The organism is Pseudonocardia ailaonensis (assembly GCF_039531635.1).
Classification (GTDB): domain Bacteria; phylum Actinomycetota; class Actinomycetes; order Mycobacteriales; family Pseudonocardiaceae; genus Pseudonocardia; species Pseudonocardia ailaonensis.
Genome location: NZ_BAAAQK010000006.1, coordinates 126086 through 150573, shown reverse-complemented (window position 1 = coordinate 150573; position 24488 = coordinate 126086). Strand labels below are relative to the sequence as shown.

Genomic DNA, 24488 nt, shown 5'->3' with positions numbered 1-24488 from the left:
GGAGAACCCCGCGTGACCAGCACGACCACCGTTCCGTCGGAGTACCCGATCCTGACGAGCCCGCTGCGCCTCGGCCCGCGCACCGCCCCCAACCGCACGTGGATGACGGGCCACAGCACCCACCTCGTCAAGGACAACACGTTCTCGCAGGAGCACATCGACTACTACGCCGAGCGCGCCGCGGGCGGCACCGCCGTGATCACCATGGAGGCCATGGCGGTCCACCCGACCACCCAGCCCTACGAGGGCATGCGCGTCTACGCGTTCGAGCCGAGCGTCGTCCCCGCCTATCGGCAGATGAAGGCGGCGCTGGAGCCCTACGGGACCCTGGTGTTCGCGCAGCTGTGGCACCGGGGGCGGCAGACCCACGGCGTCGTGAGCAGGCGCCCGGTGTGGGCGCCGTCGGCGGTGCCGTGCGGGCTGTTCCGCGAGATCCCCCACGAGATGACCGGCGCCGAGATCGACGAGATCGTCGAGCACTACGTCCGCTCGGCGCGGTACGCGGTGGAGGGCGGCCTCGACGGCGTCGAGATCCACGGCGTCACCCACGGCTACCTGCTCGGGCAGTTCCTCTCGCCGGCCACCAACCACCGGACGGACGCCTACGGCGGCTCGCTCGAGAACCGCATGCGGATCGTCATGACCATCCTCGACCAGATCCGGGAGATCGTGCCCGCGGACATGGTCCTGGGCATGCGGATCAGCGGGAACGAGGGCATCGAGAACGGCCTCGGCAACCCGGAGTGGGTCGAGATCGCCACCCGGCTCGCCGCCACCGGCAAGCTCGACTACCTGTCGGTCACCCAGGGCAGCTACCTGGACCGCATGAAGATGTACGCCATGCCCCCCGCGCCGCGTGGCTACCAGGTCGAGGACACCGCGGCCATCAAGCGGGCCGTCGGGGACCTGCCCGTGGTCGTGGTCGGCCGGATCACCACGCCCGACCAGGCCGAGGGCATCCTCGCCGCGGGCAAGGCCGACTTCATCGGCATGGCGCGGCAGCTGATCGCGGACCCGAACTGGCTCACCAAGGCCGCCACGGGGCAGGCCGACAAGATCCAGCCGTGCGTCGGCACCGGCTGGTGCCTGTCGACGGTCATGTCGACCCGGCTCGGCTGCGCCCACAATCCGGCCGTCGGTCTGGAGCGCACCCTCGGCACCCGGGCGCTCGCTCCCGCGGCCGAGGCCAAGGAGGTCGCCGTCGTCGGCGGCGGGCTGGCGGGTCTGCGCGCGGCCTACACCGCCGCGCGACGCGGGCACCACGTCACCCTGTTCGAGAGCTCCGACCGGCTGGGCGGTCAGGTCCGGCTGCTGGAGGGCACGTCCTACGCCGAGTACGTCGGGATGGTCGACTGGCTCGTCGAGCGGGTGAAGGAGGAGAAGGTCACCGTCCGGCTCAACGAGTACGTCCAGGGTGTCGAGGGCTGGGCGGACGAGTTCGACCACGTCGTGATCGCGACCGGGGCCGAGTTCCTCAAGACCGGGGTGAGCGCGGTCCAGCCCTTCCGCTGGATGAACGACGAGCTCGTCGTCCCCGGCATGGACCAGTTCAACGTCTACACGGTCGAGGAGGCGCTGCGGGCCAGGGCGTCGGAGATCCCGAACCGGGTCGTCGTGTTCGACGACACGGGCACCCGCGAGGCGCTCGTCGTCGCCGAGCAGCTCGCCACCGCGGGACATCCGGTTCAGTTCGTCACCCGTCTCGCGCAGGTGGGACCCGACCTCGCCGGCACCCGCGACCAGGGCCCCTTCTACAGCCGGCTGCGCAGGCTCGGGGTCACGTTCACCGTGCGCCAGGTGATCGAGACCTTCGACGAGGACCGGCTCACCCTGCGGGACCTCGACACGGGCGAGCTCGAGACCCGCGACGACGTCGACGCGCTCGTCGTCTCCACGGGCAAACAGGCCCGGACCGAGCTCGCCGAGGAGTTCGAGCGGGCCGGTCGCCGCACGGTGTCCGTCGTCGGGGACGCCATGGCCCCGCGCCGGTTCTTCAACGCCGTGTGGGAGGCCGAGCATGCCGCCCGGTCGATCTGATGCGCGCGAGCGTGGTGCCGGTCGTGCTGGCGGACCGCCGCGCCCGCCGCCTAGGCTCGGGTGATGGGCAGAGCGGCCTCCACCGACCGGTCGGTGGCGCCGGACGTCTGGACCCGGTTCAGCACGGCGTTCGCCCTGCGGCTCGGAGGCCTGGAGCAGGACATCGTCGACCGGATGGCGGATCTGCGCTCCTATCGCCGGATACCGGAGCAGGTGATCCAGGAGCAGGTGGTCCGCGGGCTGACGGAGTTCCGCTGCCTCGTCGCGGACCGCAGACCACTGGGGCGCGACGGGAAGCGGCTGTACCTCTCGATCGCCGGACAGCAGTCGGACGACGGCATCGTCCTGGACGACGTGATCCGGGCCTGGCGGCTCGGGGCGGACGTCCTCGTGGACTGGGCCAGGCGGGAGGTCACCTCGTCCGGACTGCCGGAGGCGGTGCTGACGGACTTCCTCGATCTCACGATCCCGTGGCGGGAACACGGCACCACGCTGTCCGTGTGCCACTTCCGCCGGGTGCGGTCGAGTGCCGTGGCGACTGACCCGCCCGCGCACGTCCGGTTCCTGTGCCACCTCGGAACGCGTCCGGTCTCCGAGGCGGCCGCGCTGGACGGGGCCCGGCGGGCCGGCCTCGACTGCGGGGTCCTCTACTCGGCCGTGCGGGCCCGGCGGGACGACGACAGCAGCCTCGGCGCCGTCGAGGCCTGGGGCGAGCTCACCGGCGATCCCCGGGACGGGATCGCCGCCGTCGTCGACGGGCAGGTGTGGGGCCTGCTCCGGCGGGTGCCCGCGGGCGGGATCGACCTTCCGGTGGGGATCGCGCCGCCGGCACGGCTGAGCGAGCTGCGCCGGTCGTTCGCGACCGCGGGCCGCGCACTCGATGCCGCGGTCAGCCTCGGCCTGCGCGGGTGCCACGGCCTCGGCGAGCTGGGCGCCCGTCCCGCGGTGATCGGCGACGAGGGTGTCGGAGACGCGCTGGTCGAGCGCTACGTCCTCCCGATCGTCGCCCTCGGCGCCGGCGGCGTGGACATCCTCCGGACCGTCCGCGTCTACCTCGACCACCAGGGCAACTGCGAGCGGGCGGGGGCGGAGCTGTTCGTGCACCCCAACACCGTGCGCTACCGGATCCGTCGCTTCGAGAGCGAGACGGACTGCTCGCTGCGACGGACCTCGACGTTCGTGGCCGTGTGGTGGGCCCTCGAACGCCACGATCTCGCCTACGACACCCGCTGAACCGGCGGAGCAACGGGTCCGCAGCTGCGGATCTGCGCCTACCATCCGAGGATGCCTGTCACCGGTGCCGAGGCCGGCTCCCGGGTCAGCCCCCGCGAGCAGGTCGACGCTCTGGCCGGGGCGGCGGAGGACCTGGCCGGGCAGTTCAGTCTGCAGCCGCTCCTGCACCGGATCCTGCGCCGCGCGGTGCACCTGCTCGGCGGCGGGGCCGGCTCGATCTCGACGGTGGACGAGCGCGCCGGCACCTACCGCAAGGAGGCCGACCTCGGGGTGGGCTGCCAGGAGGGCACCGTCTTCCCGCTGACCGAGGGGGCCACGGGCGCGGTCGTGGCGAAGCGGGCGCCGGTGGTCTTCGACTCCTACAGCGAGGTCCGTGGTGGGCATGTCGCCCCCGCTGATCGCCGCCGCCTGCACGCCACCGTCGCGGTGCCCATCGAGTGGGGTGGCGAGATCATCGGCGCCTGCGTCGTGTTCTCCACCGACCCGGACGTCCGGTTCCGCAAGGACGACGTCGAGCTGCTTCGGATGTTCGCGACGCACGCGGCGATCGCGATCGTCAACGCCCGGCTGCACGCGGAGGCCGAGGAGCGCTCGCGCCGCCTCGCGGTGAGCGCCGAACGGGAACGCGTGGTGCGCGACGTCCACGACACCGTCGCCCGCGCGCTCGGTTCGATCCTGCTCCATCTCGACGCCAGCGAGCAGACCGAGCACGTCGCCGCGGCCAGGGCGGCCGCCCGGACGGCCCTGGCCGAGACCCGGCGCACCGTCCTCGGCCTCGGGCCCGCGCTCCTGGAGCTGTATCCGCTGGAGGACTCGATCGCCGTCGAGCTCGCCTGGGTGCGCTCGACCGCGCCGATCCGCGCGGATCTCGTGGTGACCGGCGAGTCCCGAACGCTGGCGCCCGAGCTCGGCCAGCAGGCGTTGCGGCTGGTCCAGGAGGCGCTGACGAACGTGGTGCTGCACGCCGAGGCGGCGTCGGTGCGGGTGGGCGTGCTGTACGGCGCCGACGACGTGTCCGTCGTGGTCGAGGACGACGGCGTCGGGTTCGACCCGGCGGCACAGGCCGAGCGCCGCGGGGGACTGGGCATGCAGGGGATCGTTGCCCGCGCCCACCGGCTCGGCGCCGACCTGCAGATCGAGTCGACGCCGGGCTGGGGCACCCGCGTCCGCGCCCACATCCCGTACGAGACCCCGAACGGATCCGGCGGGCGGGCGCACGTGCCGTGGCGCGTCCTCGTCGTCGATCCCCGGCCGGTGGTGCGGGCCGGGCTGGTGCGGCTGCTGGCCCAGGCCGAGCCGGACGTCCAGGTTGTCGGTGAGATCGGCGACGCGCGCGAGGTGGTCGACGCGGTTCGGGTCCTGGCGCCGGACGTGGTGCTGGTCGATCTGCGGATGCCCGAGCTCGACGGCGCGCGTCTCACCTCGTACGTGCGCGCCGCGGCCCCGGAGGTGTCGGTGCTGGTCATGGCCGAGGACCACACGGACGAGCTGCTGCGCGATGCCGTGCACGCCGGCGCCCGCGGTGGCATCGGCCCGGATCTCGACGGCCCGGCCCTGGCCCGGGCGGTGCTGGCCGCGGCCCGCGGGGACGTGCTGCTCACCGGAGCGGTGCGCGAACCCGGCGGCGACGCGCTGACCGACCGGGAGCGCGAGGTGCGCGAGCTGGTGGAGCTGGGCCTGCGGGACAAGCAGATCGCGGTCCGGCTCGGGATCTCCGTCAAGACCGTCGAGAAGCACGTGGGCGCGGTGCTCCGCAAGACGGGCTCCGCGAACCGCACGGTGCTGGCCGGTAGGGGTTCTCCCCGTCAGAAGATGGGGAGAACCACGGCCGACGGCGGCCGCCCGCCTGGCTAGCGTCAGCCGACGTGCCCGTCGTCCCGCTCCGCGAGATCCTCGCCGACGCCTTCGCGGAGCGCTACGGCGTACCCGCGATCAACGTCTTCAACGACCTCACCCTCGAGGCCGTGCTCGCCGCGGCCGTCGAGCGCTCCTCGCCGCTGATCGTCCAGACCTCGGTCAAGACCGTGAAGGCGATCGGGCTCGACGTGCTCTGGGCGATGTGGACGTCGATGACGGACGGCATCGCGGTGCCCGTGACGCTGCACCTGGACCACTGCCCGGAGCGGGAGGTCATCACGGCCTGCCTGGACCGGGGCTGGAACTCCGTGCTGTTCGACGCCTCGCACCTGGCCGTCGCGGACAACACCCGCCAGACCGTCGAGGTGGTCGCCGAGGCCCGGAAGCACGGTGCGGACGTCGAGGGCGAGATCGAGTCGATCACCGGTGTCGAGGACGGGATCGGCTCGGACACCGTGGCCACACGGCAGGACCTGCAGGTCGCGCTGGACTTCCTCGACACGACCGGCGTCGACGTCTTCGCCCCGTCGATCGGCAACGCCCACGGCACCTACAGGGCGGCTCCCGAGCTGGACATCCAGCGGGTGTCGGACATCGTCGCCGCCCATCCCGTGCCCATCGCGCTGCACGGCGGGAGCGGGCTGTCCGACGCGCAGTTCCGCGACCTCATCGCCCGCGGCTGCGCGAAGGTCAACATCTCCACCGCGCTCAAGGAGCGGTACATGAAGGCGAACCTGGCGTTCCTCCAGGAGACCGCCGCGAAGGACAAGTGGGACCCGCCGTCGCTGTTCAGAGCGGTCCGCGCCGACTGCATCGCCATGGCCGGCGAGCTCATGGACCTCTTCGGCAGCGCCGGCCGGGCCGGGTGATCCGGTGCCCGCCCTGGTCTTCGACTGCGACGGCGTGCTCGCCGACACCGAGCGCTACGGCCACCTCCCGGCCTTCAACGCGACATTCGAGGAGTTCGGCCTGCCCGTCCGCTGGAGCGAGGCCGACTACGGCGAGAAGCTCCGGATCGGGGGCGGCAAGGAACGTATGCGGACGCTGCTGACACCGGGGTTCGTCAGCGCGGCGGGCCTGCCCACCGACGAGGCGGGCCAGGCCGAGCAGCTCGCGCGCTGGCACCGCCGCAAGACCGAGATCTACACGGGGATCATCGCGAGCGGGTCGATCCCCCCGCGGCCGGGTGTGCGGCGCGTCGCGGAGGAGGCCGCGGACTCCGGCTGGTCCCTGGCCGTCGCGTCGACCTCGGCCGAGCCGTCCGTGCGCAGTGTCCTGGACCACGTGATGGGGGACCTCGGGGAGCGGTTCGCCGTGTTCGCGGGCGATGTCGTCGCGCACAAGAAACCCGCACCGGACATCTACCGGCTGGCGATCGCGGAGCTCGGTGTACCGGAGCGAGCCGCGGTCGTGGTGGAGGACAGCCGCAACGGCCTGCTCGCCGCTGTCGGCGCCGGCCTGACCTGCGTGGTGACCGTCAGCAGCTACACCGCGGACGAGGACTTCACCGGCGCCGCACTCGTCGTCTCGTCGCTGGGCGACCCGGGGGAGTCCACCGTGGTCCTGGCCGATCCCTCGGGCCTCGCCCCGCAACCCGTCGTCCGGCTCGTGGACCTGCGCACCCTGCTCGCGTCCCAGGTGAGGAACTGACATGACGGATCTGGAGTACGTCGTCCGCGCCATCGCGCAGACCGCGGTGGACAACGAGAAGGAGTTCGGCGACCTGGACGCGGTGGTCGGCGACGGCGACTTCGGCTACTCGCTGGCCCGGGGCTTCGAGATCGTCCTGGCCGAGTGGGACGGGTTCGACCGCAGTAGCCCCGCAGCGTTCCTCCAGAAGATCGCGCTGACCATCTCCAAGCGTGTGGGCGGCACGTCCGGCCCGATCTGGGGCACCGCCTTCCTGAGGGCCTCGGCCGCGGTCAAGGGCCGTGACGAGCTGACCGGGGCAGACGCCGTCGCCATGCTCACCGCGGCCGCGGAGGGGATCAAGAAGCGCGGCAACTCCGACGTCGGCGACAAGACCCTGCTCGACGCCCTCGTCCCGATGACGGACGCGATCGCGAACGCCGGACCCGGTACTCCCGCCGAGATCGCGAAGGTCGCCGCCGACGCCGCCCGCACGGCCGCCGACGCGACGACGTCCATGCAGGCCATGCGCGGCCGGGCGAGCTACACGGGCGAGCGCAGCATCGGCTCGCCCGACGCCGGCGCGGTCGCGGTGGCCGTGATGGCCGAGGCCGTCGCCCGGAACTGGCCCTCCCAGTAGGACAACCCTGGAGAAGAGCATGAAGAAGTTCGTCAACGACCCCAAGAACTTCGTCCCGGAGATGCTGGAGGGGCTCGCGCTCGCCAACCCGGACACCCTGCGCTACGTCCCCGACTACAACCTGATCATGCGGGCGGAGGGGCCGAGCGACGCGAAGGTGTCGATCGTCCAGGGGTCCGGCTCGGGCCACGAGCCCGCGCACGTCATGACGGTCGGCAAGGGCATGCTCGACGCGGCGTGCCCCGGCGACGTGTTCGCCGCGCCGCCCACCGACTACGTCTACGAGACGATCAAGCTGCTGAACTCGGCGAAGGGCGTCCTGCTGCTGGTGAACAACTACACCGGCGACAAGTTGGCCTTCGACATGGCCCAGGAGCTCGCCGAGGCCGAGGACATCTCGGTCCGGACCCTGTTCATCGACGACGACGTGTCGGTCCAGGACTCCACCTACACCGTGGGCCGGCGTGGGGTGGCGGGCAACTTCTTCGTGATGAAGGCGGTCGGCGCCGCGGCCGAGCGGGGCGCGGACCTCGACGAGCTGGTCCGGATCGGCGAGAAGGTCAACTCCGTGACCCGGACGATGGGGATGGCGCTCACCGCGTGCACCCCGCCGGCCAAGGGCTCGCCCCTGTTCGACCTGCCGGCGGACGAGATCGAGATGGGCGTCGGCATCCACGGCGAGCCGGGGCGGCGCCGGGAGAAGCTGATGCCGGCGGACGCGATCGTCGACGAGCTGCTGGGTGCGGTCGTCGGCGACCTGCCCTTCGAGTCAGGTGACCGGGTCGCCCTGATGGTGAACGGGCTGGGCGGCACCCCGATCAGCGAGCTGTACCTGGTGTACCGCCGCGCCCACCGGCAGCTCGAGGCGCAGGACATCACGGTGGGGCGCAACTACGTGGGGGAGTACTGCACGTCGCTCGACATGGCCGGCGCCTCGATCACCCTGGTGAGGCTCGACGACGAGATCGAGTCGCTGCTCGCGGAGCCCGCGGAGATCGCGATCCGCGTCTTCTGAGCAGCTGTCCCACCTCGACGGCCCGTCGCCCGCGCCCTACGGTCGAAGATCCGCGGTGGCAACGGGGCCGCCGGCGAGCCCGGAGGTTCACCCATGAGCACACCGCCCCCGACGACCGGGATCAACCACTTCTCACCGACGGTGTCGGACGTCGAGGCCTCCGCCGAGTGGTACGTGCGGGTGTTCGGCCTGCAGCGGCTCCCGATGACCTTCCCGCACCACGGCGACGAGCAGGGCGGCTACGCCGTCCTGCTCGCCGATCCGCGGACGGGCCTGATGATCGGGCTGCACCATCACGAGGCGTGCTCGGGCGAGAGGTTCGACGAGCGGCGCCCGGGCCTGGACCACCTGGCCTGGGGCGTCTCGGCCCGCGAGGACCTGGACGCCTGGGCGGCCTGGCTCGACGAGAACGGCGTCGAGCACTCGGGGGTCACCGACAAGACCGAGCCGATGCCCTACTCGACGGTCGTCTTCCGCGATCCCGACGGCATCCAGCTCGAGCTGATGCACGCCCCGGGCTGAGCGGGCGCCCCCGCACTGTCCAAGGCTCAGCCGAAGGTGAACACGTAGGCCTGCAGTCCGGGGCTGAGGTCGAGGCGGAGGTTGGCGTCCCGGAGCCGGCCCTCCTCGATCAGCGGGTAGATCGTGGGCGGCCCGCTCACGGTGAAGCTGCGGGTGCCGACACCGTCGACGTCGACGACCGCGGTGCCCTCCCCGCCGAGCACGACGTAGGCGTTCTTCGCGCTGTAGTGGAGCCCGATGCTGGCGTCCTTGCCGGCGATGAACTGCTGGTAGGTCGTGGTCCAATTGCCGCCCAGGGTCACGTCGTCCTTCGGCAGGACGGCGGCGGGCCGGTAGGTGGTCGGGGTGTCGAGCTGGAGCTGGTCACCGGAGTAGTTCTTGAGCTGCCCCAGGTTGAGGTAGGTCTCGCGGGTGGTCCGGTCGTCGGTCACCGTCCGGTCGGCCACGTCGGTGGCGGCCGGGAGTGCCGCGGCGGGGTTCGCCGTCGTCAGCAGCTCTCGGATGTGCCCCTCGGTCACGTCGTAGTTGCCTTCGCCGAGCTTGAAGTAGCGGATGGTGCCGGTCGCGTCGATGAGGAACTCGGCGGGCCAGTACTGGTTGCGGTAGGCGCCGAACATCGAGAAGCCGTTGTCCATCGCGACCGGGTAGGTGATGCCGAAGCGGTCGATGCCGCTCTGCACGTTGGTCGGGTCCTGCTCGAAGGTGAACTCGGGTGTGTGGATCCCGACGACCTGCAGCCCGGCGTCGCGGTAGGTGGCGTCCCAGGCCTTGACGTGCGGGATGCTGCGCTGGCAGTTGATGCAGGAGTAGGTCCAGAAGTCGATCAGCGTGACCTTGCCGCGCAGGTCCGCGGTGGTGAGGCCCTCGGGCCTGACCGTGTTGAACCACTTCGTGATGTTGGCGAACTCGGGCGCGGTCCCGCAGTCGGCGAGCACGGCGGCGGCGTCGACGCAGTGGGCGAGCTCGCGGTTGCGGTCGTCGACGTAGTTCGAGAGCTGGGGCTTGAGGGCGTCGTTGCGGGCGACCTGCTTCTGCAGACCGGCGGTGTAGTCCGGGATCGCCCGCTGGATGATCTCCTGGACGTTGAACGCCAGGGCGAGCGCCAGCAGGATCATCACGACCCCGCCGATCGCGCGGACGAGCCGGGCGCGGGCCCGGAAGGCCTTCACCCGCTCGGCGACCCGGCGACCGGCCAGCGCGAAGATCAGCAGCGGCAGGGTCGCCCCGAGGGCGAACGAGACGGTGAGCGCGACCGTGTCGAGCCCGACCTTCCCGGTGGCCCCGGCGACGGTGATCGCGGCCAGGACCGGGCCGGCGCAGGGGACGTAGAGCAGCCCGAGCCCGAGGCCGAGCGCGAACGCCCCGCTCTCCTGGTTCGGGCGACGCTGCGGGATCTTCGAGAACGGCTTCTCCAGCAGGTCCTCGATCTTCGGGAAGATCAGGCCGATCCCGATGAGCACCAGCACGGTGAGACCCGCGATCCGCAGGACGTTCGCGGGCAGGCCCAGTGCGCTGATCAGCAGTGATCCGGCGAGGGTGAAGAAGCTAAAGCTGACGACCAAGCCGGCGATCACCGCGTAGGGCCGCAGGTTCCGTGCCTTCTTCGGCTTGCGGGTGCGGACGGCGACGCCCCCGCCGGGTTCCTCGGACGGCACGTCGGGATCGGGCCCCGACCGCGAGGTCCCGCCGGCCAGGAAGATCACGGGCAGCACCGGCAGGATGCAGGGCGAGACGCCGGTGATCAGCCCACCGATCAGTCCGATGAGGATCAGCGTGAGCATGGGTCCGCCTTCCGGCACCGCGGTGGTGCGTCGGGAGACATTCGCCGAACCGGCCCCCGCGGTTCGACCCGTGGTCCGCATATGCTCGTCTCAAGAGCACATTGTTCCGCATGTGCGGAGTCATCGGCGGGATGTCGCCGCATCGTGACGGTCGGCACAGGGGAATGATTCGGAGGGCCCTCCGGGTAGTTCGGGATGCCAGTCGTATCCGTCCACGGAGAGGACTCCCGTGCCCGTCACCGTTCCCGCCCTTGCCACTCCCGGATCGTCCGAGCCGTTCGAGCGCACCGAGATCGAGCGGAGGGACCCGCGGCCGCACGACGTCGTCATCGACATCGCCTACGCCGGCATCTGCCACTCGGACATCCACATGGCCCGCGACGAGTGGGGTCGCGGCGACAGCGTCTTCCCACTGACCCCCGGCCACGAGATCGCCGGGATCGTCGCCGCGGTCGGTGACCAGGTCACGAGGTACGCGGTCGGCGACCGCGTCGGCGTCGGCTGTTTCGTCGACTCCTGCCGGGAGTGCGAGAACTGCCTGGCCGGCGACGAGCAGTACTGCCTGCGTGGGGAGGTCGGCACCTACGGCGGCCACGACTACCACGACGGCACCCCGACGAAGGGCGGTTACAGCCGCTCGATCGTCGTCGACGAGAACTACGTGCTCGGCATCCCGGAGGGGATCGGCCTCGACGTCGCCGCGCCCCTGCTGTGTGCGGGCATCACGCTCTACTCCCCGCTGCGGCACTGGGGCGCCGGGCCGGGGAAGAAGGTCGCGATCATCGGGCTCGGCGGCCTCGGCCACATGGGCGTCAGGATCGCCCACGCGATGGGGGCCGAGGTGACCGTGCTGAGCCAGAGCCTGGCGAAGGAGGAGGACGGCCGCCGTCTCGGGGCCGACCACTTCCGCGCCACGAGCGACCCGGAGACCTTCGCGGACCTGGGCCGGGAGTTCGACCTGATCGTCAACACGGTCGGTGCACCGCTGGACATCGACGCCTTCCTGTCCCTGCTGCGCCTCGACGGCACCCTGGTGAACGTCGGTGTCTCGCCGGAGCCCATCCCGTACCACCCGTTCTCGCTCATCGGGAACCGCCGCAGCCTCGCCGGCTCGAAGATCGGCGGCATCCGCGAGACCCAGGAGATGCTCGACTTCTGCGCGGCGCACGGCCTCGGCGCCGAGATCGAGACGATCTCCGTGGACGACGTCGACGCCGCCTACGACCGGGTCGTCGCCTCCGACGTGCGGTACCGGTTCGTGATCGACATCTCGACGTTCGGGGACCGACAGGGCGCCTGACCCGCCGGGGCCGCGCCGGAAGATGTCACATCGACGTCATCCGGCCCGGCCCGATCTGCGTTAGCCTGCTCCGCAGCGGAAGGGGGTGGCACGATGCTCGGTACCGGATCGCGGTGGCGCACGGATCTGCGCACCGCCTGCCATCTGCTGGTGTGGATCCCCGGTCGGGTCGCCCACGGGCACTAGGACGCGCGAGCGCCGTCCTGTCCTCCCGCACTCCCCGGGCACCGTCGTGCCGCGGGTGCGGGTTCCTCCTCCGCCCGTGGAGTCCTCATGCCCTCGTACCCTCGTGCCGTCCCGACCCCTGCGGGGGAGGGACCGTGGACCTGAACACCGTCACCGGCTTCCGCCGCGCCCGCACCCGCGCCGACCTGGCGCTCCGCCCCGGCGAGCAGCTCCTCGGCGGCGGCACCTGGTTGTTCTCCGAGCCCCAGGAGTCGACCGGCCTGGTCGACCTGACGACGATGGGCTGGCCGTCGCTCGAGATCGGTGACGGCCTGCGCATCGCCGCGACCTGCACGATCGCCGACCTCGTCGGCCTCGCCCCGCAGCCCGGCTGGTCGGCACAGCGGCTGTTCACCCAGTGTGCCAACGCATTGCTGGCCTCGTTCAAGGTCTGGAACGTGGCGACGGTGGGCGGCAACGTGTGTCGCTCGTTCGCCGCGGCGGGCATGGTCTCGCTGTGCGCGGCGCTGGACGGTGTCGCAGAGATCTGGTCAACCGCCGGCGACACCTACCGGATACCGGTCGCCGAGCTCGTCGTCGACGACGGCATGAACACGCTCGGCCCCGGGGAGGTGCTCCGCGCCCTGGAGCTGCCCGGCCACGCCCTGCGCTCGCGCACCGGGTTCCGGAAGATCGCGCTCGCCGAGCTCGGCCGGTCCGGCGCGGTCCTGACCGGACGGGTCGACGAGGACGGCAGCGCCGTCTTCACGGTCACCGCCGCGACGAGGCGCCCGATCGTGCTGCGCTACAACGGGATCCCGTCAGGAGACCGGCTGCGGGACGACGTCGACGCCGTGGACTGCTACTACACCGACCCGCTCGGTTCCGCCGACTGGCGCCGCCAGGTCGCGGGTATCCTGGTCGAGGAGATCCGGGCGGAGCTGTCATGAGGTTCGAGATCAACGGCCGCACCCACGAGGCCGAGCCGCGGCCGGGCCAGTGCCTGCGCACCTTCCTGCGCGACGCCGAGCACTTCGAGGTCAAGAAGGGCTGCGACGCAGGCGACTGCGGGGCCTGCTCGGTCATCGTGGACGGGGCGCCGGTCCACTCCTGCATCTTCCCCGCGCAGCGGATCGAGGGATCGTCGGTCACCACGGTCGCCGGCCTCGGGACGCCGGAGGACCTCCACCCGATGCAGCGGGCGTTCGTGGAGAACTTCGGGTTCCAATGTGGATTCTGCACGGCGGGGATGATCGTCACCTCGTCGACTCTGGGGGAGGCCGACCTGGCCGACCTGCCGCGGCGGATGAAGGGGAACCTGTGCCGCTGCACCGGGTACCGCTCCGTTCGGCAGGCGATCGAGGCCGGCCTCCGCGGCGCCGGCCCGGTGGGTCCGGCGCCGTGCCCGAAGGTGGGGTCCTCGCCGCACCCCCTGGCCGCGCGCCGCGTGGTCACCGGGACCGAGCCCTACACCTTCGACACCGCCGTCCCGGGCTGTCTGCAGCTGCGGGTGCTCGCCTCGCCGCACGCCCACGCGCGGATCCGGTCGATCGACACCGCGGGGGCCGAGGCGGTCCCGGGCGTCGTCCTGGTCCTCACCCACGAGAACACCCCGGCCTCGCGCTACTCGACCGCCCGGCACGAGCATCGCGAGGACGACCCGGACGACACCCGGATGCTCGACGACGTCGTGCGCTTCGTGGGGCAGCGGGTCGCCGCGGTCGTGGCCGAGACGGCGGCCGCGGCCGAGGAAGCGTGCCGGCGGATCGCCGTCGGCTACGAGGTGCTCCCGGCCGTGTTCGACCCGGAGGAGGCCCGCCGGCAGGGCGCTCCCCTCCTGCATCCCTACCGGACGCCCGCAGAGCGGGTGGACCAGGCGCACCGCAACGTGATCCTCGGTGTCCATGGTGGACACGGCGGCGACATCGACGCCGCGCTGGCGGCCTCGGCGGTCACCGTCTCGGGCACCTGGCGGACCCAGCGGGTGAGCCACGCACAGCTCGAGACCCACGGTGCGCTCGGGCAGCTCGACGGCGACGGCCGGCTGGTGATCCGCGCGAGCACGCAGGTGCCGTTCCTCGCCCGCAAGGAACTCGCCCGCCTGCTCGAGCTGCCCGAGGACAGGATCCGGGTGCACACCGCGCGAGTGGGTGGCGGGTTCGGCGGGAAGCAGGAGATCTTCGCGGAGGACCTCGTCGGCCTGGCGGTGCTCCGCACGGGCCGCCCGGTCGCCTACGAGCTCACGCGCAGCGACGAGTTCCGGCGCACCTCCGTGCGCCACCCCTTCCGCACGAGCGTGACCCTGGGCGCGGACCGGGAGGGCCGGCTCACCGCGATGAAGGTCGACGTCCTGTCCGACACCGGGGCCTACGGCAACCACTCCCGCGGCGTGCTGTTCCACAGCATCTCGGAGTCGATCAACGTCTACCGCTGCCCGGTCAAGCACGTCGACGCCGAGGTCGTCTACACCAACACGGTGCCGTCCGGGGCGTTCCGCGGGTACGGCCTGGGCCAGGTCCTGCTCGGCGTCGAGTCGGCGATGGACGAGCTCGCGATCGCGCTCGACCTCGATCCCTTCGAGCTGCGGCGGCGCAACGCCGTGCGGGAGGGCGATCCGCTGATGGTCGCGCACAGTCCCGAGCCCGAGGCGGACCTGGTGTGGGGCAGCTACGGGCTCGACCAGTGCCTCGACCTGGCGCAGGAGGCCCTCACCGCGGGCAATGGCGCGGTCGCCCCCACGGGCCCGCAGTGGCGGGTGGGGGAGGGGATGGCGATGTCGCTGATCGCGGCGATGGCGCCCTTCGGACACCACGCCTGCGCGACGGTGACCCTGTGCCCCGACGGGCGGTACCGGGTGGGGATCGGGACCGTCGAGTTCGGCAACGGCACCACCACCGTCCACGCCCAGATCGTCGCCACCGCGCTGGGCACCACCCACGACCGGATCCTGCTCCGCAACGCCGACACCGACGCCGTCCGCTACGACACCGGCGCCTTCGCCTCGGCGGGGACGACCGCGGCAGGCAAGGCGCTGCTGGGCGCGGCGACGGCACTGCGGGAACGGATCCTGGCGCTCACCGGTACCGGTGAGCTGGAGCGCGACGGCGTCCGGGTCGACGGCCGGCTGGTCCCGTTCGGCGAGTTCGTCCCGCCGGAGGGGCTCGGAGCGGAGGGGGAGGAGCGTGGCGAGGAACGCTCGCTGTCCTTCGACGTCCAGGCGTTCCGCGTCGCGGTGAACGTGCTGACCGGGGAGGTGCGGATCCTGCAGTCCGTGCACGCCGCGGACGCGGGCACCGTGATGAACCCGCAGCAGTGCCGCGGGCAGATCGAGGGCGGCGTGGCGCAGGGCATCGGCTCGGCGCTCTACGAAGAGGTCATGATCGGCGAGGACGGCCGGGTGCTGAACCCCACCTTCCGCACCTACCGGGTGCCGCAGATGGCCGACATCCCCGCCACCGAGGTCCACTTCGCCGACACCACGGACAAGGTCGGACCGTACGGCGCCAAGTCGATGAGCGAGTCGCCCTACAACCCGGTGGCGCCGGCGCTGGGCAACGCCATCCGCCGGGCGATCGGCGTACGTCCCTACGAGCAGCCGTTCTCCCGGGACCGGATCTGGCGCCTCGCCGCGAACCTCACGGACGGCGGCGCTGTGGGGTGATCTCCGCGGGGACCCGCCGGGAGTGCCGGCGGGTCCCGGGTCCGGTCAGGACAGGTGCTTCGCGCTGACGTACATCGACTTGTACTCGAGGTAGTTGTTGATGCCCTCGGGGCCGAGCTCGCGACCGATGCCGGAGTCCTTCATGCCGCCGAAGGGTGCGCCGAGGTCGATGTCGTAGCGGTTGACGCCGATGGTGCCGGTGCGAACGCGGCGGGCGATGTCGGTCGCCCGGTCCTCGTCCACCGACCACACCGAGCCGCCGAGGCCGTAGTTGGAGTCGTTGGCGATCCGCACGGCGTCGTCGTCGCCGTCGAACGGGATCATCGCCATGACCGGCCCGAAGACCTCCTCGCGGGCGAGCCGGTCGTTGTTGTCGACGTCGGCGAACACGGTCGGCTCGACGAACCAGCCGCGGTCCTGCCCGGCCGGGCGCCCGCCGCCGGTGACCAGGCGGGCGCTGGAGCTGCGACCCACGTCGATGTAGCCGAGCACCCGGTCGAGGTGCGTGGAGCTGGCCATCGGGCCGATCGTGGTGCTCGTGTCGAGGGGGTTCCCGACGACCTGGTCCCGGCAGTACTGCGCGACGGCGTCGACGACCTCGTCGTAGCGGGACCGGGCGACCAGGATCCGGGACTGGGTGGTGCAGGTCTGGGCGTTGTTCATGAAGCTGGCGGTACCGAGGCCGCGGAGCAGGGTGTCGACGTCGCCGTCGTCGCAGAAGATCGCGGCGGACTTACCGCCCAGCTCCAGGGTGCAGCGGCGGATCAGGCGGCCGCACTCGGCCCCGATGATCCGGCCCGCCGCGGTCGATCCGGTGAACGCGATCTTGTCGACCAGCGGGTGTGTGACCAGGGACTGACCGGCCTCACGGCCCGCGAGCACGATGTTCAGCACACCCGGCGGGAGGCCGGCCTCCGTGGCGGCGTCGCCGAAAATGTACGAGTCCAGGGCGGTCTCGGGCGAGGGCTTCAGGACGATGGTGCAGCCCGCGGCCAGCGCCGGCGCGATCTTGAACATCGCCAGGACCTGCGGGTAGTTCCAGGGCGTGATGGCGCCGACGACACCGACCGGCTCGCGCCGCACGATGCTCGCGCCCTGCGGGCTCGGCCGCGCCTCCTCGAAGACGAGATTCTCGGCGATGTCGGCGAACATGTGCAGCAGGCCTGCGGGAGCGGCGCCGTTGAACGCGGTCGACAGCGTGATCGGCATGCCGTTCTCGCGGCTGACCAGCGTCGAGGTCCCCTCGGCGCGGGCGGAGAGGGCGGCGGCGAAGCGGCGCATGTACCCGGCGCGCTCGGCCGGCGTGGTGCGCCCCCACGGGCCCTCGTCCAGGGCATGGCGGGCGGCCCGGACGGCGGCGTCGATGTCGGCGTCGGTGCCCAGCGAGGCGGTCCCGAGCAGCTCTCCGGTGGCTGCCTCCACGGCGCGGTGGGTCTCCGTTCCGCGGGGCTCGACCCATTCGCCGTCGATGTAGAAGCGGGTGCGGTCCAGGTCGGTGCGCGCGTCGGCGGTGACGGTCACTCTGTCTCCCATGGTTGGGTGAGGAAAGACACATCTGCGTGCCCTTGACCGCATTGAACCCGCATCTGCGGAAGTCCACAACAACCGGAAGCGGTTCGGGCGAACTGTAGAACGAGGGGGACGTCGCGTTGACTACCATCCGCGCATGATGCGGATGCGGAGCGGCCTCGCATGGATGACGCTGGTTGCCGGGTTGCTGGCCGGGTGCGGGACTTCCGCAGTTGCGGAGTCGCCGCCCGGCGCTGCTCCGGGGCCCGTGGTGGCCCCCTCGGCGGCACCGGACGTGCCGGCCGGGGCGATCGCCGTCACCGGTGCCGTCCGGACGCCACGGACGGTCACGGCGGACCAGATCGCCGCCCTGCCCCAAAGGACAGTGTCCGTGCAGTTCGCGAGCGGCAAGGGGACCGAGCAGCACGCCGAGGCCGGGGTACTGCTCACGGACCTGCTGCCCGTGGATTCGTTGGCCACGACCTCGGCGAAGAACGACCAGCTCTCGTTCGCCGTGGTCGCCGTCGGCTCCGACGGCTACCGCGCCCTCGTCAGCTACGGGGAGGCCGCCCCGGACTTCGGCAACCGCGGCCTGCTGGTCTCCACCAGCGAGGACGGCGCACCGCTCGCCCGGCCGCGCCTGGTGGTGCCGGGCGACGGGAAGGGCGGCCGGTACGTCAGCGACCTCGTCCGCCTCGAGGTCATCCGCGCCGCGGGGTGATGCCCCCGACCGGGAATGACGACCACGACGGTGTGGGGCCGGATGTCCGACACCCGACCTGCCTCGCAGGGGCGCCGCCGCTTCTGGCCCGCTCAGCCGTCGACGATCGTGTCCCCGGTGACCGTGACGGCGCGGGAGGCGAGCGGTCGCGTGGCGGGTCCCTCGGCGACGGAGCCGTCGGTGATGCGGAAGCGGCTGCCGTGGCACGGGCAGTTGATCGTGCCGTCCGCGACCGCGTCGACCGTGCAGCCCTGGTGGGTGCAGGTGGCGTCGAAGGCGAGGTAGCGGCCGGCGGTGGGCTGGGTGAGGACGAGGCCACGGTCGGGCAGGACCCGCCCACCCCCGACCGGGACATCCGTGGTCCGGGCGAGCGTGGTTCCCTGCGCGGGTGCGGCGCCGGCGGGTGCGGGGCCGGCGGGTGCCGCGGCGGCGGGGGGCTTCGGGCCGTAGACCGCGCAGCCGCAGAGGCCGAGGAGCGCCGCGCCGCTCGCGGCGAGGACCGCGCGGCGACCGGGATCGGGGCAGGGCATCGGGTCTCCTCAGAAGGTCAGGCCGGAGGTGGTGAAGAACCACAGGGACGAGGTGAGCCACAGCCCGGTGAGCGCGCTGAACACCAGCCCGCCGATCACCGGGAGCGCCCACCGCGGTGCCCCGCCCCGGCTGAGCAGCAGCATCTTCGCGACGAAGGCGCCGTAGAAGAAGCAGCCGAGCAGCGAGTGCACCAGCACCCGCGGGGTCGCGGCATCGAAGCCGAGAGCCCAGAGGCAGTGGAGCGCGACCGGCACGGTGACCAGCACGGCGAGCCGGCCGGACCAGCGGTGCAGGCCGCCGATCCAGGACGGGGAGGGGACCGGGATCTTCCCGTACATGATCAATGAGGACACGAGCTGGACCAGGCACAGCACGAACGCGGCGGAGGCGAGCCAGGCCTTGGCGGCGACCCCGCTGGAGAAGCCGGCGAGATTGACCGCGGCGAGCGTCGGTTCGTGCAGGCGGCCGTAGACGCCGAGGCCCACGGCCACGAGGGAGCCGATGGCGGTCGGGACGAGAACGCGGATCGCTCGGGTGCGCGCGAGCCGGCGGAGATCGAGGTCGACGGTGTCGGGATCGAGGCCGGTCGTCGTGCGGGCGGGTTCGCTCATCGCGGGGTGTCCTTCCGGTGTCGCACAGCCGGTGGGTCAGCCGGTGGTGACGGGTTCGGTGCCGGTGAGGGCGCGGACAGTCACCGGGACCCCGTCGAGGTCGGCCGCGCCGGACACGAGCGGCGGCGCCGGCCGGACGGTTCCGGCGCTGCGGGTGAGGCCGACCTGGGTTCCGTCGGGCAGCACGATCCAGCCGATCCGGTTGGCGGTGCCGCGCACGTCGGCGCGGCCCTCGTAGAGCCCGGCGGGTGTGCCGGCGGCGCGGGCGTCGAAGGTCCAGCGCCGGTCGCCGACGGTGATCTCGCCGGTGACGGCGCCCCGTGTCGCGGTGCCCGTGACCCGGCCGGCGGGCCCGGCGAGCTCGAGCCGGTCACCGGTCAGGGTGCCGTCCAGCCAGGCCTCGATCGAGCGCCCGTCGCAGACGTAGGCCACGGCCCGTCCGGCCTTGGTCGCGATCGCGACGGTCACCTCGCGGCCCGGTGACCGGCCGGCCCACACGGCCTGGTCCACCACGGGAACGGGCGGGGTGGAGCTGGGCGGTGGTGCGGTGGGTGGTGGCGCGGTGGTCGCCGCCGGGGCGGCCGCGGCGGCCGGGGCCGCCCCGGGTGTGTCGGGGGATCTGGCCTGGTACGCGTCGGACAGGAGCAGGCCCGTGCCCAACGCGACCACGGCGAGCAGGGTGAACAGCGGTCCTCGGCTCCACATGGCGGACCCTTCGACGTCCGGTGCACGGCTTCACCGGGAAGACCCGCGGGCGGCCGCCGTCGATACATGCCGTGCGCGCGGGATCCCGCGCACCGGCGGCGCCGCCCGTCCTGCGTCGCCCGTCCGCGGCCCCGGCAGCGCGTCCACGAACCACGAGGTCCCCGGGCCGGGTAGGGTCCGGGGTGCCGGGAGCATTCCAGCATGCGGGCGTTCGGCCCGCGTCGTCTCCGGAGAACGCCCACCGCCGAGCGTGAGCGTTCGGGGGACGGAAGTACCGACATGACGTCGGCCTCGCTCATCATCACCGGCTACGAACGCCGGCTCGCGATCGTCACAGCCGCCCTCCGGACGGGGCCCGAGCTGTCCGAGGACGCCGCGCGCGACCTCGCGGTCCGGGTCCTCGCGGCGCTCGACCACATCCCCGAGACCATCCGATGAGCACGGTGAACGGGGCCTCGGTGGACCGCCCGGTCGACGAGGGCGTGGAGGCGGCCGACCGGTGTCGTGCCTGCCCACACCCGTGGGCCGGTCACGGGGCGCTCGACCGCCGGTTCTGCACCGCGACGCTCTCCCTCTCGCACCGGCGGGGCTGCATCTGCGGGCCGGCGATCGGGCGGCGCTGACGGTCCCGGGGACGCTGCCGCTGCCCGCTACGGGGTCCCGGGGCGGCGGCCCGCGACCTGGTGCATGCGGGCCTGCAGGAACGTCACGTCGGGGCGCGCGGCGGCCTCGGACACGGCGTCCACCACCCGGGTGATCTCGACGTCCGTGGCGGAGCGCGCGGCCAGGATCGCCGGGCGCATGTTCTCGAGCAGCTGGACGAGGAAGAGCTTCTCCCCGACCGTGGTCATCCGGTTGACCACGGTCCGCTCGGTGACGTCGACGAGTCCCGCCGCCGCGAGGTGCGCGGCCAACCGCGGGCCGATGGCCGGGTCCCCGCCGTGGCCGCGGACCGTGGCGCTGTAGATGTCGGCCAGGTCGTCGAGCGCGGGAACCCGCGGCTCGGCGGCCAGGGCGGGCGTGAAGAGGTCCTCGACGGCGACCACGCCTCCGGGCCGCACCGCGGTGCGCAGGGCGCGTACCACCGCCATCGGGTCGACGAGGTGGCTGAGCAGCAGGCGGGCGTACGCCAGGTCGAACTCGTCCGCACCGGCGGGCACCGAGGCGTCGCCCGTGCGGAAGGTGACGTCGAGACCCGCGACGGCTGCCGGTGTGCGCCGGGCGATCGCGACGGCCTCGGGATCGACGTCGACCCCGAGGACCCGCCCGCCCGGCCCGACCAGGCGGGCGAGCGCCAGGGCGACCTGCCCGTCCCCGCAGCCGACGTCGAGGACGGCGGCACCGGGGCGGGCGCCGCACCCGGCGAGGAAGTCGAGGGAGGCGGACGCCATCACCTCGGCCTGGCGGGCGAGCCGGTCCGCGTCGGTCCGGCCCCCTCGGATGGTGTACCCCGCGGTCGTGCCCTCGGGTGTCGCTGCGTCCATGCCGGCTCCCGGTTCTGCGCGGGCGGCGTCTCCGACCCGTCTCCACCCCGGCTCAGACGAGCAGCGCCGCGGTTCCGGTGCCGATCGTCAGCAGGGTCCAGTCGTTGAGGATATGGGCACCGGTGGACACCCAGAGGTTCTTGGTCCGCAGGTAGGCCAGGGTCAGCACGAGCCGCGCGACACCGATGACCAGCAGGGCCTGGGCGAGGTTCCCGTCGTAGGTGGGCAGGTGCAACAGCCCGAACCAGACCGCGGTGACCAGCCAGGACAGCAGGATCGCGGTGCGGCGGGACAGCCCGGCCCGCACGGTGAGGACGTGCAGCAGTGCGAGCAGCGGGAGGACGGTGAGGAGCTCCTCGCCCAGGAGCTGGATCGCGGTACCGAGATAGCGGGCGACGGTGCCGGCCACGCCACCGGTGGGGGCGCCGACGGCGCTGTTGGCGGAGGTGGTGAACAGCGACGACACCAGGAGCGCGACGAGCACCGTCACCACGTAGTTGAGGGCCGCGAACAGCACCATCAGCCCGACGTCGCGGATGCCCACCCGGCGGAAGATCGCCCGCCAGCACGGCCCGGTGGCCCACCCGAGCGCACCGAGCATGATCCCGGTGAAGAGGATCCGCGGCACGAGCGCGAGGAGGTCGTTCGGGGCCGGCACGAAGGACAGCACCAGGAACGCCACGAGGCAGGCGACGCAGACCGTCGTCCACCGGCCGGCGGACAGCCCGACCGGGGTGCCGTCGTAGAAGGGGAAGTCGGCGCCGTCGCGGCGCTCGACGAGCCGCCCGAGACGGTCGTCCGCGGGCGCAGGCGGCGGGGCGGCGTGCTCGTGCGCGTCCATCGGATTTCCGTCCCTGCCTCTGGTCCGACACGTCGTCGGCCGCCAGCGTAGGGGCGGTCAGGGCCTGCCCACTCCGTTCTCACCGGATCAGTTGTCGGTCCCGCGTCGTTTCCTCCCGCCTTCACAGGCGTTGTACGAAGTGGAAATGGAGTGCGGATGACACCGGCTCGTTTCTGGTTTTTCCGATGTCGTGTACGGCAGCCCGGCAGGTTGTGGGACCCGGCCGGGTGCGGCATCGACGATCGGTCTGTCCGCCGGAATGGAGCGCGGGCAGGCCGATCCCTCCCCGTCTGCGGGGGACGCTCGACCTCAGAGGAAGCTGACCAGAGCGACGTAGGTGCTCGTCCCGAGGACCACGCTGAGCAGCGTCCGGCGGCCGCCGAGCAGGTGCACCCCGGCCGTGACGGCGACGCCGGCCAGCGCGAAGGCGACTCCCCGGCCGTCGGTCTGGCCGAGGGTGTTCCGCAGCGTCGACGCGGCGAGGATCGCGAGGACGCCCGCCGGCATCCACACGGCGAGCCGCGCGACCAGGGCCGACCGCCGGAGCGGGGCGAGCGCGGCGAAGGGCAGAGCGCGCAGCGCGAACGTGATCACGAACCCGATCGCCATGACCGCGAGGAGGTACGAGGTCTCAGGCATCGGGCTGCTCCTCCCGGGGGCGGGTGAGGACGTGGCGCGCCAGGAGCAGGGCGACGGACCCGCCGAGACCCACGAACAAGGCCTGGCCGGGCGCCACCACCAGGGCGACGGAGAAGCTCAGCCCGCCCAGCAGCAGGGAGGGGAGCCCGGCCCGGGTCCGGACGGCGTCGAGGGTCAGCGTGACGAACAGGGCGCTCAGGCTGAACTCCAGCCCGTGGATCACGCCCGGGAGCAGCGTCGAGACGAGCAGGCCGGTGAGCCCGCCGCCGACCCAGTAGCACTGGAAGGCGACCTGCATCGCGAGCAGCCGCGGCGCACTCCATCCCGCGCGGGACGCGGTGATCGCGTACGCCTCGTCGATCAGCGCGTAGATCGAGTAGGTCCGCGCGATCCGGCCGCGGATCACCCCGAGCGGGAAGGAGAAGGCGTAGAACGCGTGCCGGCCGTTCACGAGCAGGGTCGTGAGGGCGATCGCGGCCAGCGGGGTGCCCGCCGCCATCATCCCGACGAGCAGCAGCTCCAGGGACCCGGCGAACACCGTCAGCGACAGCGCCGGGGCCACCCACAGCGGCAACCCGGACTGGGCGACGAGCAGCCCGAAGGCGATGCCGATCGGGTACATGCCGAGCCCGGCGGCGAACGAGGCCCGCACTCCGGCGGCGATCTCCGCGCGCCGGGTCACGGGTTCGAGGGTGGTGTCGCTCTCCGGGCAATTCTCGCAAGGAAGGCGGGCAACCGGATTGCGAGAGTTGCTCGACAAGACGAGCATGGAGCAATCTTGTGTCGTGGATGAGACGGATCGGGCAATCCTGGCGGCTCTCGGACAGGAGGGCCGTCTGACGAACGTCGAGCTGGCCGAGCGGGTGCACCTCACCCCGGGCCCGTGTCTGCGGCGCGTGCAGCGCCTCGAGTCGAGCGGCGTCATCGAGGGCTATCGCGCGATGATCTCCCCGGACGCGCTCGGTCGCGGCTTCGAGGTGGTTCTCGAGGTGGAGCTGGCGCGCCTCGACCGGGACAGCGTGGTCGCCTTCGAGGAGTCGATGGCGGCGTTCGACGAGGTCACCGAGTTCCTGCGGCTGTTCGGTGCGCCGGACTACCTGCTCCGCGTCGCGGTCGCCGACCTGCCCGCGTACGAGACCTTCCTGATGGACCGGGTGATGGCGTTGCCGGGGATCCAGCGCGTGAACTCGCGTTTCACCATGAAGCGCCTCAAGAGCTGAGGCCCCCGGCCGTCACGCCCCGGTCGTGGGTCCCTGCTCGCCGGCCCGGCGGGCGGACACGCGGACCAGGCTGCCGCGCCCGTCGACCACGTCGGCGCTCTCGTCGTCGAGCCACACGCCGTCGGTGGCGAGGTAGCGGAAGCGGTGCTCGCCCGGCGGGAGCACGATCGAGATGCTCCGCGTCCCGTTGCGGCGGCGGACCAGCTCGTGGCGGCCCGGCTCCCACGAGTTGAACTCCCCGACCACGCTGACCGGCCCGGCCGGCTCGTGGCCCGGGAGGCTGAACGTCACACGATTCTTCCCACCGAAAAGCGGTGTGCGCCTGAGCATGCGGCGAACCCTAGGGGCTGGGTGGCGGGTGTCCGGGGGTGCGACACGGTAACGATT

General features: G+C 72.4%; 25 protein-coding genes. 15 read left to right on the top strand and 10 right to left on the bottom strand.

What is annotated here, in order from left to right:
* Positions 1-12: 12 nt before the first annotated feature.
* The 8 genes from ABD324_RS14610 (at position 13) to ABD324_RS14575 (ending at position 8933) form a co-directional block, all read left to right on the top strand.
* Positions 13-2037 carry an FAD-dependent oxidoreductase gene (locus ABD324_RS14610; protein WP_344416697.1) on the top strand — a complete coding sequence of 675 codons (2025 nt, stop codon included), beginning with the start codon at positions 13-15 and terminating at the stop codon, positions 2035-2037.
* A 63-nt stretch (positions 2038-2100) separates the two neighbouring features.
* Positions 2101-3270: a PucR family transcriptional regulator gene (locus ABD324_RS14605; protein ID WP_344416695.1), complete on the top strand. Its 1170-nt coding sequence runs from the start codon at positions 2101-2103 to the stop codon at positions 3268-3270.
* A 51-nt stretch (positions 3271-3321) separates the two neighbouring features.
* On the top strand, positions 3322-5124 hold the full coding sequence (locus tag ABD324_RS14600) for a hybrid sensor histidine kinase/response regulator (protein WP_344416693.1): 1803 nt from the start codon (positions 3322-3324) through the stop codon (positions 5122-5124).
* A gap of 11 nt (positions 5125-5135) precedes the next feature.
* Positions 5136-5996 (top strand): class II fructose-bisphosphate aldolase, encoded by an 861-nt coding sequence (locus tag ABD324_RS14595; RefSeq protein ID WP_344416691.1) that lies wholly within the window; start codon positions 5136-5138, stop codon positions 5994-5996.
* A gap of 4 nt (positions 5997-6000) precedes the next feature.
* The gene (locus ABD324_RS14590) at positions 6001-6777 is read left to right on the top strand and encodes an HAD-IA family hydrolase (RefSeq protein ID WP_344416689.1); all 777 of its coding nucleotides are present in this window, start codon (positions 6001-6003) and stop codon (positions 6775-6777) included.
* 1 nt (position 6778) lies between these two features.
* A complete protein-coding gene (gene dhaL / locus ABD324_RS14585; RefSeq protein ID WP_344416687.1) occupies positions 6779-7396 on the top strand; it encodes a dihydroxyacetone kinase subunit DhaL in 618 nt (205 codons plus the stop codon).
* Positions 7397-7415: 19 nt separating this feature from the next.
* On the top strand, positions 7416-8411 hold the full coding sequence (dhaK, locus tag ABD324_RS14580; RefSeq protein WP_344416685.1) for a dihydroxyacetone kinase subunit DhaK: 996 nt from the start codon (positions 7416-7418) through the stop codon (positions 8409-8411).
* 93 nt (positions 8412-8504) lie between these two features.
* Complete coding sequence (locus tag ABD324_RS14575) at positions 8505-8933, top strand: VOC family protein (protein WP_344416682.1); 429 nt, start codon at positions 8505-8507, stop codon at positions 8931-8933.
* Positions 8934-8959: 26 nt separating this feature from the next.
* On the opposite strand, the gene ABD324_RS14570 is transcribed toward ABD324_RS14575, so the two are convergent.
* On the bottom strand, positions 8960-10714 hold the full coding sequence (locus ABD324_RS14570; RefSeq protein ID WP_344416679.1) for a cytochrome c biogenesis protein DipZ: 1755 nt from the start codon (positions 10712-10714) through the stop codon (positions 8960-8962).
* Between the two features lie 229 nt (positions 10715-10943).
* On the opposite strand from ABD324_RS14570, the gene ABD324_RS14565 reads away from it, so the two are divergent.
* The 3 genes from ABD324_RS14565 (at position 10944) to ABD324_RS14555 (ending at position 15840) form a co-directional block, all read left to right on the top strand.
* Positions 10944-12014: an NAD(P)-dependent alcohol dehydrogenase gene (locus tag ABD324_RS14565; RefSeq protein ID WP_344416676.1), complete on the top strand. Its 1071-nt coding sequence runs from the start codon at positions 10944-10946 to the stop codon at positions 12012-12014.
* A gap of 320 nt (positions 12015-12334) precedes the next feature.
* The gene (locus ABD324_RS14560) at positions 12335-13129 is read left to right on the top strand and encodes an FAD binding domain-containing protein (RefSeq protein ID WP_344416674.1); all 795 of its coding nucleotides are present in this window, start codon (positions 12335-12337) and stop codon (positions 13127-13129) included.
* Positions 13126-15840, top strand: a complete 2715-nt coding sequence (locus ABD324_RS14555; RefSeq protein WP_344416672.1) for a molybdopterin-dependent oxidoreductase — start codon at positions 13126-13128, stop codon at positions 15838-15840. Before ABD324_RS14560 ends, ABD324_RS14555 begins: the two co-directional genes overlap by 4 nt.
* 45 nt (positions 15841-15885) lie before the next feature.
* Here the strand turns inward: ABD324_RS14555 and ABD324_RS14550 are convergent, their stop codons facing one another.
* Positions 15886-17373, bottom strand: a complete 1488-nt coding sequence (locus tag ABD324_RS14550) for an aldehyde dehydrogenase (protein WP_425565852.1) — start codon at positions 17371-17373, stop codon at positions 15886-15888.
* A gap of 133 nt (positions 17374-17506) precedes the next feature.
* On the opposite strand from ABD324_RS14550, the gene ABD324_RS14545 reads away from it, so the two are divergent.
* Entirely contained in the window at positions 17507-18070 is a 564-nt protein-coding gene (locus tag ABD324_RS14545; RefSeq protein WP_344416670.1) for a molybdopterin-binding protein, read from the top strand.
* Between the two features lie 92 nt (positions 18071-18162).
* Here ABD324_RS14545 and ABD324_RS14540 read toward each other — a convergent pair whose 3' ends face one another.
* Genes ABD324_RS14540 through ABD324_RS14530 form a run of 3 tightly spaced genes read right to left on the bottom strand, consistent with a single transcriptional unit; the run spans position 18163 to position 19917 of the window.
* Positions 18163-18600, bottom strand: a complete 438-nt coding sequence (locus ABD324_RS14540) for a Rieske (2Fe-2S) protein (protein WP_344416669.1) — start codon at positions 18598-18600, stop codon at positions 18163-18165.
* A gap of 9 nt (positions 18601-18609) precedes the next feature.
* Positions 18610-19212, bottom strand: coding sequence for a DUF6529 family protein (locus tag ABD324_RS14535; RefSeq protein ID WP_344416668.1), 603 nt, complete (start codon positions 19210-19212; stop codon positions 18610-18612).
* A gap of 36 nt (positions 19213-19248) precedes the next feature.
* The gene (locus ABD324_RS14530; RefSeq protein ID WP_344416666.1) at positions 19249-19917 is read right to left on the bottom strand and encodes a hypothetical protein; all 669 of its coding nucleotides are present in this window, start codon (positions 19915-19917) and stop codon (positions 19249-19251) included.
* Positions 19918-20196: 279 nt separating this feature from the next.
* On the opposite strand from ABD324_RS14530, the gene ABD324_RS14525 reads away from it, so the two are divergent.
* Complete coding sequence (locus tag ABD324_RS14525; RefSeq protein WP_344416664.1) at positions 20197-20355, top strand: DUF6307 family protein; 159 nt, start codon at positions 20197-20199, stop codon at positions 20353-20355.
* On the top strand, positions 20352-20540 hold the full coding sequence (locus ABD324_RS14520; RefSeq protein ID WP_344416662.1) for an RGCVC family protein: 189 nt from the start codon (positions 20352-20354) through the stop codon (positions 20538-20540). Before ABD324_RS14525 ends, ABD324_RS14520 begins: the two co-directional genes overlap by 4 nt.
* A 27-nt stretch (positions 20541-20567) precedes the next feature.
* Here the strand turns inward: ABD324_RS14520 and ABD324_RS14515 are convergent, their stop codons facing one another.
* From ABD324_RS14515 to ABD324_RS14500, 4 genes are all read right to left on the bottom strand, one after another.
* Complete coding sequence (locus ABD324_RS14515) at positions 20568-21401, bottom strand: class I SAM-dependent methyltransferase (protein ID WP_344416660.1); 834 nt, start codon at positions 21399-21401, stop codon at positions 20568-20570.
* 52 nt (positions 21402-21453) lie between these two features.
* Positions 21454-22242 (bottom strand): CPBP family intramembrane glutamic endopeptidase, encoded by a 789-nt coding sequence (locus tag ABD324_RS14510; protein WP_344416658.1) that lies wholly within the window; start codon positions 22240-22242, stop codon positions 21454-21456.
* Positions 22243-22551: 309 nt separating this feature from the next.
* A complete protein-coding gene (locus tag ABD324_RS14505; protein ID WP_344416656.1) occupies positions 22552-22881 on the bottom strand; it encodes a branched-chain amino acid transporter permease in 330 nt (109 codons plus the stop codon).
* Positions 22874-23563, bottom strand: coding sequence for an AzlC family ABC transporter permease (locus tag ABD324_RS14500; protein WP_344416654.1), 690 nt, complete (start codon positions 23561-23563; stop codon positions 22874-22876). Before ABD324_RS14500 ends, ABD324_RS14505 begins: the two co-directional genes overlap by 8 nt.
* A gap of 103 nt (positions 23564-23666) precedes the next feature.
* Here ABD324_RS14500 and ABD324_RS14495 point away from each other — a divergent pair, with 103 nt between their 5' ends.
* Entirely contained in the window at positions 23667-24101 is a 435-nt protein-coding gene (locus ABD324_RS14495; protein WP_344416652.1) for an Lrp/AsnC family transcriptional regulator, read from the top strand.
* A gap of 12 nt (positions 24102-24113) precedes the next feature.
* Here the strand turns inward: ABD324_RS14495 and ABD324_RS14490 are convergent, their stop codons facing one another.
* The gene (locus tag ABD324_RS14490) at positions 24114-24392 is read right to left on the bottom strand and encodes an isoamylase early set domain-containing protein (protein ID WP_344416650.1); all 279 of its coding nucleotides are present in this window, start codon (positions 24390-24392) and stop codon (positions 24114-24116) included.
* Positions 24393-24488: the final 96 nt, after the last annotated feature.